The 15,373-nt window shown below is 54.4% G+C and carries 13 protein-coding genes; 8 read left to right on the top strand and 5 right to left on the bottom strand.

The window, feature by feature from the left end; all coding sequences use genetic code 11:
- The first annotated feature begins 10 nt into the window (after positions 1 to 10).
- Positions 11 to 1,711 carry a PTS fructose transporter subunit IIBC gene (fruA, locus tag RIN69_RS15135; protein ID WP_313852795.1) on the top strand — a complete coding sequence of 567 codons (1,701 nt, stop codon included), beginning with the start codon at positions 11 to 13 and terminating at the stop codon, positions 1,709 to 1,711.
- A 54-nt stretch (positions 1,712 to 1,765) separates the two neighbouring features.
- Here fruA and nfo read toward each other — a convergent pair whose 3' ends face one another.
- Both nfo and RIN69_RS15125 read right to left on the bottom strand, forming a co-directional pair.
- Complete coding sequence (nfo, locus tag RIN69_RS15130; RefSeq protein WP_313852793.1) at positions 1,766 to 2,608, bottom strand: deoxyribonuclease IV; 843 nt, start codon at positions 2,606 to 2,608, stop codon at positions 1,766 to 1,768.
- A 56-nt stretch (positions 2,609 to 2,664) separates the two neighbouring features.
- The gene (locus RIN69_RS15125) at positions 2,665 to 3,720 is read right to left on the bottom strand and encodes a YeiH family putative sulfate export transporter (protein ID WP_313852791.1); all 1,056 of its coding nucleotides are present in this window, start codon (positions 3,718 to 3,720) and stop codon (positions 2,665 to 2,667) included.
- A gap of 108 nt (positions 3,721 to 3,828) precedes the next feature.
- On the opposite strand from RIN69_RS15125, the gene RIN69_RS15120 reads away from it, so the two are divergent.
- From RIN69_RS15120 to cirA, 6 genes are all read left to right on the top strand, one after another.
- Positions 3,829 to 4,194 (top strand): YkvA family protein, encoded by a 366-nt coding sequence (locus tag RIN69_RS15120; RefSeq protein ID WP_313852790.1) that lies wholly within the window; start codon positions 3,829 to 3,831, stop codon positions 4,192 to 4,194.
- Positions 4,195 to 4,203: 9 nt separating this feature from the next.
- Positions 4,204 to 5,070: a DNA-binding transcriptional regulator YeiE gene (gene yieE, locus RIN69_RS15115; RefSeq protein WP_313852789.1), complete on the top strand. Its 867-nt coding sequence runs from the start codon at positions 4,204 to 4,206 to the stop codon at positions 5,068 to 5,070.
- A gap of 146 nt (positions 5,071 to 5,216) precedes the next feature.
- Positions 5,217 to 6,683, top strand: coding sequence for an amino acid permease (locus RIN69_RS15110; RefSeq protein ID WP_313852788.1), 1,467 nt, complete (start codon positions 5,217 to 5,219; stop codon positions 6,681 to 6,683).
- 279 nt (positions 6,684 to 6,962) lie between these two features.
- Positions 6,963 to 8,045 carry a FecCD family ABC transporter permease gene (locus tag RIN69_RS15105; protein ID WP_313852786.1) on the top strand — a complete coding sequence of 361 codons (1,083 nt, stop codon included), beginning with the start codon at positions 6,963 to 6,965 and terminating at the stop codon, positions 8,043 to 8,045.
- Positions 8,045 to 8,836, top strand: coding sequence for an ABC transporter ATP-binding protein (locus RIN69_RS15100; protein WP_313852785.1), 792 nt, complete (start codon positions 8,045 to 8,047; stop codon positions 8,834 to 8,836). Before RIN69_RS15105 ends, RIN69_RS15100 begins: the two co-directional genes overlap by 1 nt.
- A 186-nt stretch (positions 8,837 to 9,022) precedes the next feature.
- Positions 9,023 to 10,993 carry a catecholate siderophore receptor CirA gene (gene cirA / locus RIN69_RS15095; protein WP_313852783.1) on the top strand — a complete coding sequence of 657 codons (1,971 nt, stop codon included), beginning with the start codon at positions 9,023 to 9,025 and terminating at the stop codon, positions 10,991 to 10,993.
- 87 nt (positions 10,994 to 11,080) lie between these two features.
- Here the strand turns inward: cirA and fghA are convergent, their stop codons facing one another.
- The 3 genes from fghA to ptrR all read right to left on the bottom strand — a co-directional run bounded on the left by fghA (position 11,081) and on the right by ptrR (position 14,038).
- Positions 11,081 to 11,923, bottom strand: coding sequence for an S-formylglutathione hydrolase (gene fghA, locus RIN69_RS15090; protein WP_313852782.1), 843 nt, complete (start codon positions 11,921 to 11,923; stop codon positions 11,081 to 11,083).
- Positions 11,924 to 11,935: 12 nt separating this feature from the next.
- Positions 11,936 to 13,060 (bottom strand): S-(hydroxymethyl)glutathione dehydrogenase/class III alcohol dehydrogenase, encoded by a 1,125-nt coding sequence (locus RIN69_RS15085; protein WP_313852781.1) that lies wholly within the window; start codon positions 13,058 to 13,060, stop codon positions 11,936 to 11,938.
- A 96-nt stretch (positions 13,061 to 13,156) separates the two neighbouring features.
- On the bottom strand, positions 13,157 to 14,038 hold the full coding sequence (ptrR, locus tag RIN69_RS15080; protein ID WP_313852780.1) for a putrescine utilization regulator PtrR: 882 nt from the start codon (positions 14,036 to 14,038) through the stop codon (positions 13,157 to 13,159).
- 151 nt (positions 14,039 to 14,189) lie between these two features.
- Between ptrR and RIN69_RS15075 the strand changes: the two genes are divergently transcribed.
- A complete protein-coding gene (locus RIN69_RS15075; protein WP_313857763.1) occupies positions 14,190 to 15,317 on the top strand; it encodes a YbfB/YjiJ family MFS transporter in 1,128 nt (375 codons plus the stop codon).
- The last annotated feature ends 56 nt before the right edge of the window (positions 15,318 to 15,373 follow it).

Here is a 15,373-nt window from a genome sequence, read left to right as displayed (position 1 = left end):
GAGAGGCATAATGAAAACGCTGCTGATTATTGATACTTCGCTGGGACTGGCGACCAGCTATCTGGCAAAAAATTTACTCACCGCCGCTGCGGCGAAAGCCGGCCTGACCCTGACGGAAAACCCGGCAGAAGCAGACCTGGTGGCGGTAGCAGGGAACTCAGTACCTTCTGACAATGCGCTAAATGGCAAAGCAGTATGGCTGGGCAACATTGAACAGGCGCTGCGCCAGCCGGAAAGTTTTCTGGCCAGTGCGCAGGCTGAAGCCAAATCCTGGCAGGCTCCGGTCGCGGCTGCGGCTGCACCGGCTGAGTTGAGCCAGAGCAGCGGCCAGAAGCGAATTGTGGCGATTACCGCTTGTCCTACCGGTGTGGCGCACACCTTTATGGCGGCGGAAGCTATCCAGACCGAAGCGACTAAACGCGGCTGGTGGGTGAAAGTTGAAACCCGTGGTTCCGTCGGTGCCGGTAATACTATTACTGCGGAAGAAGTGGCGGCGGCCGATCTGGTGATTGTCGCAGCTGATATTGAAGTGGATCTGGCAAAGTTTGCCGGTAAGCCGATGTACCGTACTTCTACCAGCCTGGCGCTGAAGAAAACCGCTCAGGAACTGGATAAAGCAGTAGCTGAAGCGAAGACTTACAAGCCGCAGGGCGGACAGCAAGCGGCAGCGGCGGGCGATGAGAAGAAAGAGAGCGCGGGCGCATATCGTCACCTGCTGACCGGCGTTTCTTATATGTTACCGATGGTGGTCGCGGGTGGTCTGTGTATCGCGCTCTCCTTCGCGTTTGGTATCGAGGCATTCAAGGAAGAGGGCTCACTGGCCGCCGCGCTGATGCAAATCGGTGGTGGTAGTGCCTTTGCGTTAATGGTACCGGTGCTGGCGGGTTATATCGCCTTCTCGATTGCCGATCGTCCAGGTCTGACGCCGGGTCTGATTGGCGGTATGTTGGCGACCAGCATCAACGCCGGTTTCCTCGGCGGTATTATCGCCGGTTTTATTGCCGGTTACGCCGCCAAACTGATCAGTGGCAAAGTGAAGCTGCCACAAAGTATGGAAGCGCTGAAACCGATTCTGATTATCCCGCTGTTTGCCAGCCTGATTACCGGCTTGCTGATGATCTACGTGGTCGGTAAACCTGTTGCAGGCATCATGACCGGCCTGACCAGCTGGCTGGCGAATATGGGTACGGCAAATGCGGTACTGCTGGGCGCTATTCTTGGCGGCATGATGTGTACCGATATGGGTGGGCCGGTAAACAAAGTAGCTTATGCCTTTGGCGTTGGCTTGCTGAGTTCACAAACCTATGCGCCGATGGCAGCGATTATGGCAGCGGGTATGGTGCCACCGCTGGCGATGGGTCTGGCAACGCTGATTGCGCGTAGTAAATTCAACAAGGGTCAGCAAGAGGGCGGTAAAGCGGCGCTGGTTCTCGGCATGTGCTTTATCTCCGAGGGTGCGATTCCGTTTGCGGCACGTGATCCGATGCGCGTACTGCCATGCTGTATCGCCGGTGGCGCGTTAACCGGTGCGATTTCCATGGCGGTCGGTGCCAAACTGATGGCACCACACGGTGGCCTGTTTGTGCTGCTGATTCCGGGCGCGATCTCTCCGGTAGCCGGTTACCTGGTGGCGATTATCGCCGGTACGCTGTTAGCTGGCATCAGTTACGCGATTCTGAAACGTCCGGAAGCTGAACTGGCGAAAGCCTGATGAGATGCTGAATAAACCCAAAAAGGCGCGGATTTCCGCGCCTTTTTTATTGAGCTATTTCTGCTCCGATTTTAGCCAGGCAATCTCATCCTTCCAGATATCCGGATTGACGGTTTCGAGAATCATCGGAATACCGTCGAAGCGGCTGTCTTTCATCAGCCAGCTAAACACCGTTTTACCGATATTGCCTTCGCCGAGGCTGTGATGGCGGTCAACACGGCTGTTAAATTCGCTTTTGGCATCATTCAGGTGCATGCCGCGCAGATACTGGAAGCCGACTATGCGTTCAAACTCGGCAAAGGTTTTGACGCACTCTGCTTCAGTACGCAGATCGTAACCACCTGCAAAGGCGTGACAGGTATCAATACAGACGCCGACGCGCGATTTATCTTCCACACCGGCAATAATTTCTGCCAGATGTTCAAAACGGAAACCGAGGTTGCTGCCCTGACCGGCGGTATTTTCAATCACGGCGGTCACGCCTGCCGTTTTATCGAGCACGATGTTTATCGACTCGGCAATACGCTTCAGGCACTCATGCTCATCGATCTGATGCAGGTGGCTGCCAGGGTGAAAATTCAGTAATGACAGTCCCAGTTGCTCACAGCGTTGCATCTCATCAAGAAAGGCTGCGCGGGATTTTTCCAGCGCTTCCTCAACCGGATGACCGAGGTTAATCAGATAGCTGTCATGCGGCAGGATCTGTGCTGAGCTGTAGTGGTATTTTTCACACGCGGCGCGAAACGCTGCAATCACTTCAGCACTCAGCGGTGCGGCACGCCACTGTCGTTGGTTTTTGGTGAACAGCGCAAAGGCTGTGGCTTCCAGTTCGTGTGCGCGAATGACCGCCTGATCCACGCCGCCTGCTGCACTGACGTGGGCGCCAATATATTTCATGCCGTTCTCCTGTTGAGGTTCTGCAATACTGCAACGGCTTATGATAACCGAAGCGACTAGCCCATCAAATGCTGAACCCCGAGATTGATCATTCCACCGCCGACCATCAGCCAGATAAACAGCAGCAGCGCCATGAATAATGGCCGTATGCCCGCACGTTTCAGCGCGCTGAGATGGGTGGTCAAGCCCAGAGCGGCCATGGCCATCGCCAGCAGTAAGGTATCCAGTTGATTAATGGTACTCACCATTGATACCGGTAATAAATGCAGTGAGTTAAACAGTGCCACCACAATAAACAGCAGCGCAAACCACGGAAAACGAATGCCGCCCTGAGCCATCCCGGCCGGAGCATCGCGCCGAATCAGCAGGGTGAGGAACAGCAGAAACGGTGCCAGCATCATGACGCGCAGCATTTTGGCGATGACCGCCGCGTTTTCCGCTTCCGGACCAATGGCATGTCCGGCAGCCACCACCTGTGCCACTTCATGCATGGTCGAACCGGTAAAAATACCGTACTGCGTGGCGGTTATGCCAGGCAGCAGCGTGCTGACCAGCGGCCAAAGCAGTGGATAGATAAAGATAGCCAGCGTGCCGAAAATCACCACGGTAGCAATCGCTACCGCCACTTTAGCCGAATCTGCTTTGATTACCGGCTCGGTCGCCAGAATCGCCGCGGCACCGCAGATACTGCTGCCTGCACCAATTAACCAGCGGGTCTCGCGATCCAGACCAAACACCCGGCGTCCCAGCCAGCAGGCGAGGGCAAAAGTGGAGCACAGCGTCAGTAGATCAATCACGATGCCGCTGAGCCCGACATCAGCAATTTGCTGAAAAGTCAGGCGAAAGCCATACAGCACGATACCCAGTCTTAACAGACGCTGTTTAGCCATGACCACGCCGGGATCGCAGGCACGTTGCAGGCGTGGCCAGAGGGTGTTACCCACCAGCATGCCCACCACAATCGCCAGCGTCAGCGCGCCAAGGCCAAGCGACGCAACCGACGGCTGGTTGCCCAACCAGATAGCCGCGCCAGCGATTGCCGCCGATAACAGTAGCCCGGCCGCTAACGGAGCAGGGCCAGACTGAGGTTTAAAGAGTGTAAGTTCAGCCATCGAAGACCTCCTGTTTCAATGCTGATAGTGTGGGGCTGACTGGCTTAAAAGAGAAATTGATTATATATTTATTATTAACCGGAATAAGTGTTAAGAGTGGAGCGCAGAATGTTCAAACGCATAGTGAAATTCAAAAGCAATTTGACCATGATGTGGTACGCCTGCCGCAATCCGCATACTCCGCTGTATATCAAAGGATTGCTCGGCGTGGTTACGCTGTATCTGATTAGCCCGCTGGATATCATTCCCGATGTGATACCGGTGATTGGCTGGCTGGATGATGCGATAGTCGTGCCGCTGGGCATCAGTTTGCTGTTAAAGCTACTGCCGGATGAGGTCAGAGCCGATGCCGCGATGCGCCTCGCGCGATCGCCGGACGATAATAAAAGAAAGGGCCTGAGCACCACGCTGCTGATTATTGTGCTGCTCTGGCTGATATTGCTGGCGTATGCCATTTTTCACTGGATGTCGTAAGGAATCACGATGCATATCACATTGCGTCAGGTAGAAGTGTTTACCGAAGTGCTGAAGAGTGGCTCAACCACGCAGGCTTCTCAGGTGCTGGCGCTGTCGCAATCGGCGGTCAGCGCCGCGCTGGCCGACCTGGAAGGGCAGCTGGGGGTGCAATTGTTTGACCGCGTCGGCAAACGACTGGTGGTAAACGAACATGGGCGTCTGCTTTATCCGCGAGCCGTTGGGCTACTGGAGCAGGCGGGCGAAATAGAGCAGCTGTTCCGTGAAGATAATGGTGCCATCCGCATTTATGCCAGCAGTACCATCGGCAATTATCTGCTGCCGGGCATGATTGCGGGTTATCGCCGCGACTTTCCCCATTTACCGCTGGAGCTGAGCGTGGGTAACAGTCAGGACGTGATTAATGCGGTGGCTGATTTTCGCGTTGATGTCGGCCTGATTGAAGGGCCGTGCCATATGAGCGAACTGATCAGTGAGCCGTGGCTGGAGGATGAGCTGGTGGTGTTTGCCGCGCCGGATACAGCTCTACTGCATCAGCCGGTGACGCTGGAAAGCCTGGCAAAAATGCAGTGGATCCTGCGTGAGCGTGGTTCCGGCACCCGTGAAATCGTCGATTATCTGCTGTTATCGCATTTGCCGCAGTTTGAGCTGGCAATGGAACTGGGTAACTCGGAGGCGATAAAACATGCGGTGCGCCACGGCATGGGGATCAGCTGTTTATCGCGCCGGGTGATTGCCGACCAGCTGGAGGTGGGATCGCTGGTAGAGGTGAAGATTCCGCTGCCAAAATTGTCGCGTACCTTATATCGCATCCGTCACCGACAGAAACATGTCTCCAAGGCGCTGTCGCGATTTCTGAGCTATTGCGTGGAATAAAGCCGCATCTTATTAAGGCTTACCCTGCTATTACTAATGATCTTCGGCCGATTATGAAGCTAACTTATAACCTCGCGGTATCGCTATACCTGCGGGGGAGATTTGCTACAATCGCGCCTCATTTTAACTCAGGATAGCGTTAATTCATGGTTCAGGACAAAAAAACAACACAACCACCTGCGTTAAGACGCGAACTGAAGGCCCGTCACCTGACGATGATCGCCATTGGCGGATCGATCGGTACCGGCCTTTTTGTTGCCTCAGGGGCAACCATTTCTCAGGCGGGCCCGGGCGGCGCGCTACTGTCTTATATGCTGATTGGCCTGATGGTTTATTTCCTGATGACCAGCCTTGGCGAGCTGGCGGCATTTATGCCGGTATCCGGCTCGTTCTCTACTTACGGCTCTAAATATGTTGAAGAAGGCTTCGGCTTCGCGTTGGGCTGGAACTACTGGTACAACTGGGCAGTAACCATCGCGGTCGATTTGGTCGCCTCGCAGCTGGTGATGAGCTACTGGTTCCCGGATACCCCCGGCTGGATCTGGAGTGCATTATTCCTGTCGCTGATGTTCCTGCTGAACTACATTTCGGTCAAAGGTTTTGGTGAAGCGGAGTACTGGTTCTCACTGATCAAAGTGGTGACGGTCATTATCTTTATCGCCGTCGGCGTACTGATGATCACCGGTATTATGCGCGGTGGTGAGACGGCTGGCTGGCATAACTGGCAGGTAGGCGATGCGCCATTCGCCGGCGGATTTGCCGCCATGATCGGCGTGGCAATGATTGTTGGTTTCTCTTTCCAGGGCACCGAGCTGATTGGTGTTGCCGCAGGGGAATCAGAAGATCCGGCGAAAAACATCCCACGCGCGGTGCGTCAGGTATTCTGGCGTATTCTGTTGTTCTACGTGTTTGCCATTCTGATTATCAGCCTGATTATTCCCTATACCGATCCCAGCCTGTTGCGCAATGACGTGAAGGATATCACCGTCAGTCCGTTTACTCTGGTATTCCAGCATGCGGGTCTGCTGTCGGCGGCGGCGGTGATGAATGCTGTCATCCTCACGGCGGTACTTTCTGCCGGTAACTCAGGAATGTATGCTTCCACGCGCATGCTGTACACCCTCGCCAGCGAAGGTAAAGCGCCGCGTATTTTCGCCCGGCTGTCGAAAGGCGGTGTGCCGCGTAATGCGCTGTATGCCACTACAGTGGTGGCGATGCTGTGCTTCTTTACCTCAATGTTTGGTAATCAGGAAGTTTATCTCTGGCTGCTGAATACCTCGGGAATGACCGGCTTTATCGCCTGGCTGGGTATTGCCATCAGTCACTACCGTTTCCGTCGCGGCTATGTGGCACAGGGGCTGGATATTGCCGATCTGCCGTATCGTTCTGGTTTCTTCCCGCTGGGGCCGATCTTTGCCTTTGTGCTCTGTCTGATTATTACGCTGGGCCAAAACTATCAGGCGTTCCTTGAAGACCGTATTGACTGGTATGGCGTAACCGCGACTTACATTGGCATCCCGTTATTCCTGCTGATTTGGATGGGTTACAAGCTGTCACGCGGCAGCCGCTTCGTGAAGTACAGCGAGATGGAGTTTCCTAAATTTAACGGTTAATCCTGACGAATTAATCAATGAAAGGCGCGGTTTCCGCGCCTTTTTTTTATCCGTCACGCGCAGTTACAAATTGCATTGATAACTATTATCATTTGCTTTATTGTTACAGCCGTTACATTTTCTGCATCGAACAGCAGAATTCTGGCCGTCATTCAGGGAACAGAGCCAGAGAAGGATGCGGTTACGCAGCGGGGTATAAGTTTTACAATTCTCCGCATACCATGCCGGGCAGTTTGCTTTATCACAGAATTAAAATGCAGAAATAGCAGGTAGAGAAAAATGAGTGTCACCCACGAGCCCATTCAGTACGCAAAGAAAAATCCCGTTCAAAGCGTAATGGGACGCTATCAACAATTGCTGCGCCACCGCCTGATGATTATGGGCGTATTGCTGCTGGCGATCCTTGCCTCACTGGTGCTGGATTTTACTCTTGGCCCCTCCGGCTTATCGCTGGAAACCCTGTGGCACGCGTTGATCAGCCCTGAAACGGTAGATGCCGGTACCCGGGTTATCGTCTGGGATATCCGTCTGCCTTACGCCCTGATGGCGGTGGTGGTGGGTATGGCGCTCGGCCTGGCCGGTGCAGAAATGCAGACTATCCTGAATAACCCGCTGGCCAGTCCGTTCACGCTCGGTGTTTCTTCAGCGGCGGCATTTGGTGCCGCGCTGGCGATTGTGCTGGGAATCGGTATTCCGGGTATCCCCGCTCAATGGTTTATTTCTGCCAACGCCTTTGTGTTTGCACTGTTTGCCGCTCTGATGCTGGATGGCGTCACGCGCTGGACGCGGGTTGCCACCTCGGGCGTAGTGCTGTTTGGTATCGCGTTGGTGTTTACCTTCAATGCGCTGGTGTCGATGATGCAGTTTATCGCCAGTGAAGATACCTTACAGGGGCTGGTGTTCTGGACCATGGGCAGCCTGGCGCGCGCATCGTGGGAAAAACTTGGCGTGCTGACGCTGGCATTTCTGATTCTGGTGCCGTTTTCGATGCTCAGTTCGTGGAAGCTGACTGCGCTGCGCCTTGGCGAAGATCGCGCGGTTAGTTTTGGTATCGACGTGCGCCGCTTGCGCCTCGGTACGCTGCTGCGCATCAGCATTCTTTCGGCACTGGCGGTGGCCTTTGTCGGGCCGATTGGTTTTATTGGCCTGGTGGCTCCGCATATTGCGCGGATGATTTTTGGTGAAGATCATCGCTTCTATTTACCGGCCAGTGCGCTGACCGGTGCGCTGGTGCTGTCGATGGCTTCCGTGGCGTCAAAAAATCTGATTCCTGGCGTCATTATCCCGGTCGGCATCGTCACCTCGCTGGTGGGCGTGCCGTTCTTCCTGAGTATTATTTTGCGTCATCGGGGGAATGTCTGATGCAGGGATTATCAATTCGCGGATTCAGTACCGGTTATCCGAAACGCCCGGTGATTGAAAACCTGAGTGTGCCATTGCTGCCACGTGGCAAAATCACCGTATTGCTGGGGCCTAACGGCTGCGGTAAGTCGACGCTGCTGCGCTCTCTGGCCGGGCTGAACCGCGCCAAAGGTGAGCTGTGGCTGAATGGCGAAGAGCTGATGGCACAGCCGTTTGCGCGGCGCGCGGAAAAAGTGGTCTATCTGCCGCAGTCATTGCCCGCCGGGGTGCATCTGCACGTTCTGGAGTCAATTATTGTTGCGCAGCGTGCGTCCGGTGGCCGCAGTACCGCCACCAGTGAAAACGAAGTGATGTCTCTGCTGGAACAACTGGGTATTGCGCATCTGGCATTAAGTTATCTCGATCAGCTTTCCGGCGGTCAGAAACAGCTGGTGGGATTAGCGCAATCGCTGATTCGTCGACCGGAACTGTTATTACTGGATGAGCCGCTCAGCGCACTGGATTTAAATTATCAGTTCCACGTAATGGATTTAGTGCGGCGTGAAACGCAAAAACGAAATATTGTCACCGTGGTAGTCGTGCACGATATTAATATCGCGCTGCGTCATGGCGAGCATGTATTAATGTTGCAGAATGGTGAGTTAATTGCCGATGGCCAGCCAGCAGAGGTGATCACACCGGAAAGTCTGGCGCGCGTCTACGGGGTAAAAGGGCGGATTGAACGCTGCTCGCAGGGCACGCCGCAGGTACTGATTGACGGGCTGGTAGCAGAACCGGAACCCGCACTGTAACAACGCAACGTAACAAGTCTGGTATTATCAGGGAGGCATTTAACGTCTCCCGCTATTAAAAAACCTATTCCGGAATATAACCGGAGAATTAAGCGAAAATTTATTCGCATTTTTATTGTGAGCAACCAGCTGCCTTAGTCGCGCTGACAATTTTTTATTTATATTTTATATCTCATGGAGAGAAGTATGTTCCGTTTAAATCCAGTGGTTCGTGGGGGCCTCTGCGCGTCTGCTCTCACCTTAAGTTTTCCAATCCTTGCTGACGAAATTGAAAAACAGTCTGAAGAAACCATGGTGGTGACCGCCTCTGCCACTGAAGTGAATCTGAAAGATGCGCCTGCCAGTATCAGCGTGATTACTGCCGAAGATATCAAACGTAAGCCGGTACAGAATTTACGTGATGTGCTGCGTGAAGTGCCGGGCGTTCAGCTGACCAACGAAGGTGATAATCGTAAGGGGATTAGCCTGCGCGGCCTCGACAGCAGCTATACGCTGATTCTGATTGATGGCAAGCGCGTTAACTCGCGTAATGCAGTATTCCGCCACAACGATTTTGATCTTAACTGGATTCCGGCCGACGCCATCGAGCGCATCGAAGTGGTACGTGGGCCGATGTCATCGTTATATGGCTCCGATGCGCTGGGTGGCGTGGTCAATATTATCACCCGCAAAGTGGGAAAGGCCTGGCACGGCACGCTAAGTGCAGACACCACTGTGCAGGAGAATCGCGACCGTGGCGACAGCTATAACGGCAACTTCTTTGCCACCGGCCCACTGGTTGACGACCTGCTCGGCGTCAAAGTATTTGGCGGCGGCGGCAAGCGTGAGAAAGATAAACAGCAGCCCTCTGACAGCGCCAGCAGCGGTTTATCGCCGCGTATCGAAGGCAACACCCTGCGCAACGGCAGTGTAGAATTTGCCCTGACGCCGACTGACAATCAGGATATGAATTTCGGCTACGGTTTTAACCGTCAGGACCGTAATTCAGATTCGCTGGATAAAAACCGCCTTGAGCGCCAGAACTACTCGATTGATCATAATGGCCGCTGGGATTTCGGTAATACCGAACTGCGTTTTTACGGTGACAAAGTCGATAACTTCACCACCAGCAAAATCACCTCACAAAATAACTCGCTGGATGGCAAGCTGATTCTGCCGCTGGGCGATATCAATCAGTTAGTCACCTTTGGCGGTGAGTGGCGTCACGATAAGCTCAGCGATCCGGTTAATCTGACCGGCGGATCCAGCAGCAAAGTTTCAGCCAGCCAGTACGCGCTGTTCGTTGAAGATGAATGGCGGATGCTGGATTCGCTGGCGATGACCGCTGGCGTGCGCATGGACGATCATGAAACTTATGGCGATCACTGGAGCCCGCGCGTCTATCTGGTCTACAACGCCACCGATACCGTTACGGTGAAAGGCGGCTGGGCAAACGCGTTTAAAGCACCGTCTTTATTACAGCTTAGCCCGGACTGGCAGACCAACTCCTGTCGCGGTGGCTGTTCGATTGTCGGTAGCCCGGATCTGAAGCCGGAAACCAGCGAAAGTTTCGAACTGGGCCTCTACTATGCCGGTGATGAAGGCTGGCTGGATGGCATTACCGGCAGCATCACCGCTTTCCAGAATAACGTCGACGATATGATTAATATTGCGCGTACTGCCGATCGCGATCTGGCGAAAAGCTATGCCAACTATGTCGGTGAAAAAGACGGGAAACCGGTGTTCCGTTATTACAATGTCAATAAAGCGCGGATTAACGGCATTGAGACTGAGTTGAAGGTGCCGTTTGACGACCAGTGGAAGCTGACGTTGAATTATACCTATTCCGACGGGCGCGATTTAAGTAATGGCGGTAATAAACCGTTGAAAGAGATGCCACTGCACACCGCCAACGGCACGCTGGATTGGGCACCGCTACAGGACTGGTCATTCTATTTGCAGGCTAACTATTCAGGTGAGCGTCGCACGCTGAACAATGATGACGCGACGCCGGGTGGTTATGTGCTGTGGAATACCGGTGCATCCTGGCAGGCGACGAAAGCAGTGAAATTGCGGGCGGGGGTATTAAACCTGACCGATAAAGATCTGAATCGCGATGATTACAGTTACAACGAAGATGGCCGCCGTTACTTCCTGGCGATGGACTATTCGTTCTGATGAAAAAAACGGGAGCCGAAAACGGCTCCCGTAAATAATTTCTGACGCCGAATTTCGCCGCCTCTTTTAACGATTCCCACGATCCCGTCAGGCAAATAAATGCCTGGCGTGGAAACGCAGATGATCCTCAATAAAACTGGCGATAAAGAAATAGCTGTGGTCGTAACCCGGCTGAATACGCACGGTTAACGGCCAGCCAGCTTCTTTCGCGGCTTCCTCTAAACGCTCAGGTTGTAACTGATCGGCAAGAAACTGATCGCTGTCACCCTGATCGATCAAAATCGGCAGTGTTTCGCGCGCCTGACGCATCAGCCAGCAGCTGTCATACTCGCGCCACGCCAGCTTATCGTCGCCGAGATAGCTGCTGAACGCCTTTTGTCCCCAGGGAACGTAGCACGGGTTAACAATCGGCGCGAACGCCGACGCTGAGGTGAATTTCCCCGGATTGCGCAACGCCAGCATAATCGCACCGTGACCGCCCATCGAGTGACCGGCAATCGCCTGACGATCGCTGACGTTGAAATTATCCGCGATCAGCGCCGGCAGCTCTTCATTGATGTAATCATACATACGAAAATGCTGATTCCACGGTGCCTGAGTAGCATTCAGATAGAAACCGGCACCCTGGCCCAGATCGTAACCGTCATCATTTGGCACCGCTTCACCACGCGGACTGGTATCTGGCATCACCAGAATCAGCCCCAGCTCGGCGGCGATACGCTGCGCGCCGGATTTGGTGGTGAAGTTCTCATCGGTGCAGGTCAGTCCGGCAAGAAAGTACACCACCGGCGGCGGCGATTCCTGCTTCGGGCCTGGCAAAAAAATGCTAAAGGTCATCGAACAATTCAGCGTTGATGACGGATGGCGATAGCGCTGCTGCCAGCCGCCAAACATGCGATGCTCTTCCAGTAACTCCAGCGTGGATGGCATTAATCCTCCTGATTACTTATTAAAGTGCACCACGGTACGAATCGATTTGCCTTCGTGCATCAGATCAAATGCGTCGTTAATCTGTTCCAGCGGCATGGTATGGGTAATAAAATCGTTAAGCTGGAACTCGCCGTCCATATAACGCTGAACGATACCCGGCAGTTCTGTACGACCTTTGACGCCACCGAAGGCGGAACCGCGCCATACGCGACCGGTAACCAGCTGGAATGGACGAGTCGAGATCTCTTCGCCCGCGCCAGCCACACCAATAATTACCGATTCACCCCAGCCTTTATGACAACATTCCAGTGCGGAGCGCATCACATTGACGTTGCCGATACACTCGAACGAGAAGTCGACGCCGCCATCGGTCAGTTCAACAATCACATCCTGAATCGGCTTATCGTAATCTTTCGGGTTAATCACCTCGGTCGCGCCCAGTTTGGTCGCCAGATCGAACTTGCTGGTATTGATATCGATAGCAATAATGCGACCGGCTTTCGCCATCTGTGCACCAATAATTGCCGAAAGACCGATGCCGCCGAGGCCGAAAATCGCCACGGTATCGCCTTCTTTCACTTTCGCGGTATTCATCACTGCACCCATACCGGTAGTGACGCCACAGCCCAGCAGGCAAACTTCTTCCAGCGGTGCTTCTTTACTGATTTTCGCCAGCGAGATTTCCGGCAGCACGGTGTATTCAGAGAAGGTCGAGGTGCCCATGTAGTGGAAAATTGGCTGACCGTCTTTAAAGAAGCGGGTGGTGCCGTCCGGCATCAAACCTTTACCCTGGGTCGCACGAATGGCCTGACACAGGTTTGTTTTGCCGGAAAGACAGAATTTACATTCGCCACATTCCGGAGTGTAAAGCGGGATGACATGATCGCCGACCGCCACGCTGGTTACGCCTTCGCCAACCGCTTCAACAATGCCGCCGCCTTCATGACCAAGGATCGCCGGGAACACGCCTTCCGGATCTTTGCCGGAAAGGGTATAGGCATCAGTATGGCAAACACCGGTGGCGACGATGCGCACCAGTACTTCACCTTTTTGTGGTGGCATCAGATCCACTTCTTCAATTTTCAGTGGTTCGCCAGCGGCCCAGGCAACGGCGGCGCGAGTTTTGATCATTTCCACGGTATCTTCCTCTGTTTAAAATTGCTCCAGGCTAGCGTTCTGTTAGTACCTGGTGTTATTGCGTAAATTTTGTGCTCTGGTAAGTATGGACCAGATTCACGGGTTCTCGGGTTTGTCATCAAATTGTTCAATAATCAGGTATTTCAGTGCTTCCACATTCGGTGTAAACGCATCGCGTCGCCAGATAAGCCAGGTGGCGCTGTCGCGATACAGCGGCGGTAACGGATGCACTTTCACTCGTTCCTGGCCTGGCATCTGACGCAGTACGGAGAGTGGGATCATCGCCAGGCCGGCACCGCTGGCGACGCAGGCCATCATGCCGTGATAAGACTGAATCTCCATAATATTGCCGTGCTGCACGCCGCTTTCACGAAACCACGACTCAAAGCGCAGGCGATAGGAGCAGCTGGGGCGGAAGGCAAACAGCGTATCGTCACTGGCATCTGCGGCGCTGTGGATATCGGCATGCTCGGGACTGGAGATCAGCACCATCTGTTCACGAAATGAGATACAGCCATTCAGTTCGTCATACGGCACCGGGCCATCAACCAGCGCAGCGGCCAGCGTTCCGGCGCGCACGCGTTCGATAATTTCGCCGGAAGTACCGGTAATCAGCGATAGCGCCACCGCCGGAAAGCGTTGATGATAAGCTGCCAGCAGTGCGGGCAGGCGAGTGGCGGCGGTGCTCTCCATCGAGCCGAGGGCAAAATTACCGGCAGGCTCGCCGGTACGCGTCATACTCAGCGCTTCCTCACTCAGGGCCAGAATGCGCTGGGCATAACAGAGAAAGTTATGGCCCATTGGCGACAGGCGCAGCCGCTGCTTTTCGCGGATAAACAGGTCGGTACCCAGTTCCTGCTCCAGCTGGCGCAGGCGAGTTGTCAGATTGGACGGCACGCGATGCAACTGCTCAGCAGCACGCGCAACCGAACCGGTTTCGGCGACAGAACAAAACATACGTAACTGGGTTAAATCCATCCGTTCACTTCCCGTAAGCAACTTGCTTATGATTATTCACTTTCCGTGAGTTTAACCAGCGCGCATGATACTGGCAACCGTTATGATGCGTTGGCAGCAAAATGATTCGAATAATGCCCGCGCTACAGTAGAAAAAATTCAGGAGATTGATATGGCACTGCGCGTCGCGTTAAGCGCATTTTTATCGCTGGTGGTGGCAATGGGCATTGGCCGCTTTGCTTTCACCCCACAAGTTCCGCTGATGATTAACGAACATCAGCTGACATTAACCAGCGCCGGACTGGTGGCCGCACTTAATTACCTCGGTTATCTGTGCGGCTCTTTCGATGCGATGCGCGCCAGCCGCAGGGTAGAGTGGCGGCTTAAGGCGGGAGTCTGGGGAGCAGTGATTCTGACCTTGCTTTCCGCCTGCGTTGACGGCCCGTGGTGGCACGGCATCCTGCGGTTTTTAATTGGCTGGGCCAGCGGCTGGGCGATGGTGCTGGTGGCGGCGTGGAGCAATGAACAGCTGCTGCACCACGGCCGTCCCGGCCTGTCGGCGGCGGTATTTGCCGGGCCGGGCACCGGAATCTTTATCAGTGGAATGCTGGCAGTATTGCTGCATGCCTTCAATGTCAGCGCCGCTTTTGCCTGGGCCGCTTATGGTCTGCTGGCGCTGGTGCTGATTACGTTAATTGCGGCGAACCTGCCGCGCAGCGGCCAGCTGCATCGCCCGGAGACCGCGCCGCAGCCGCTGTTACTGACGCCAGCGCTGAAACGGCTGGTGCTGAGTTACAGTCTGGCAGGCTTTGGCTATATCCTGCCGGCGACATTTTTATCGCAGATGGCAGCCGCACGTTTTCCTGACAGCGCTTTTGCGCAGTTTGTCTGGCCCATTTTTGGCGGTGCAGCGGTAGTAGGGATCGGGCTTGGCATCATAACCCGTCGCTACTCATCGACTCACCGGCGTCTGGCGTTGACGCTATGGGCGCAGGCGCTGGGGGTATTTGCCGCTGATATTATTCCAGGCATGAGCGGGCTGGTGATTGGCGCAGTGCTGGTCGGCGGCGGCTTCCTCTGTGTGGTTCAGCTGTCATTACAGTACGGCCGCGAACTGGCGCCAGAACATGCGCGTTATCTGGCGGGTTTACTGACGACCGGCTATGCCATTGGACAACTGGTTGGGCCGGTGCTGTCAGCGCTCTCCACCCAGCTGACGCACCGGCTGGAACCGGCGCTGTACGTGGCAGGAACTGGGCTTGCAATCGCCGGAATGCTGGTATTTCGCAAAGGTAAATGAAACACTTTCACCGCCATTTAAATTGATTCACTGGATAAACCTCGCGGAGTGTTCCA

The sequence above is a fragment of the Winslowiella toletana genome, assembly GCF_032164335.1.
Lineage (GTDB): Bacteria > Pseudomonadota > Gammaproteobacteria > Enterobacterales > Enterobacteriaceae > Erwinia > Erwinia toletana_A.
Note: the sequence above shows the minus strand (reverse complement) of the source record. Positions and strands in the feature narration are given on the sequence as shown.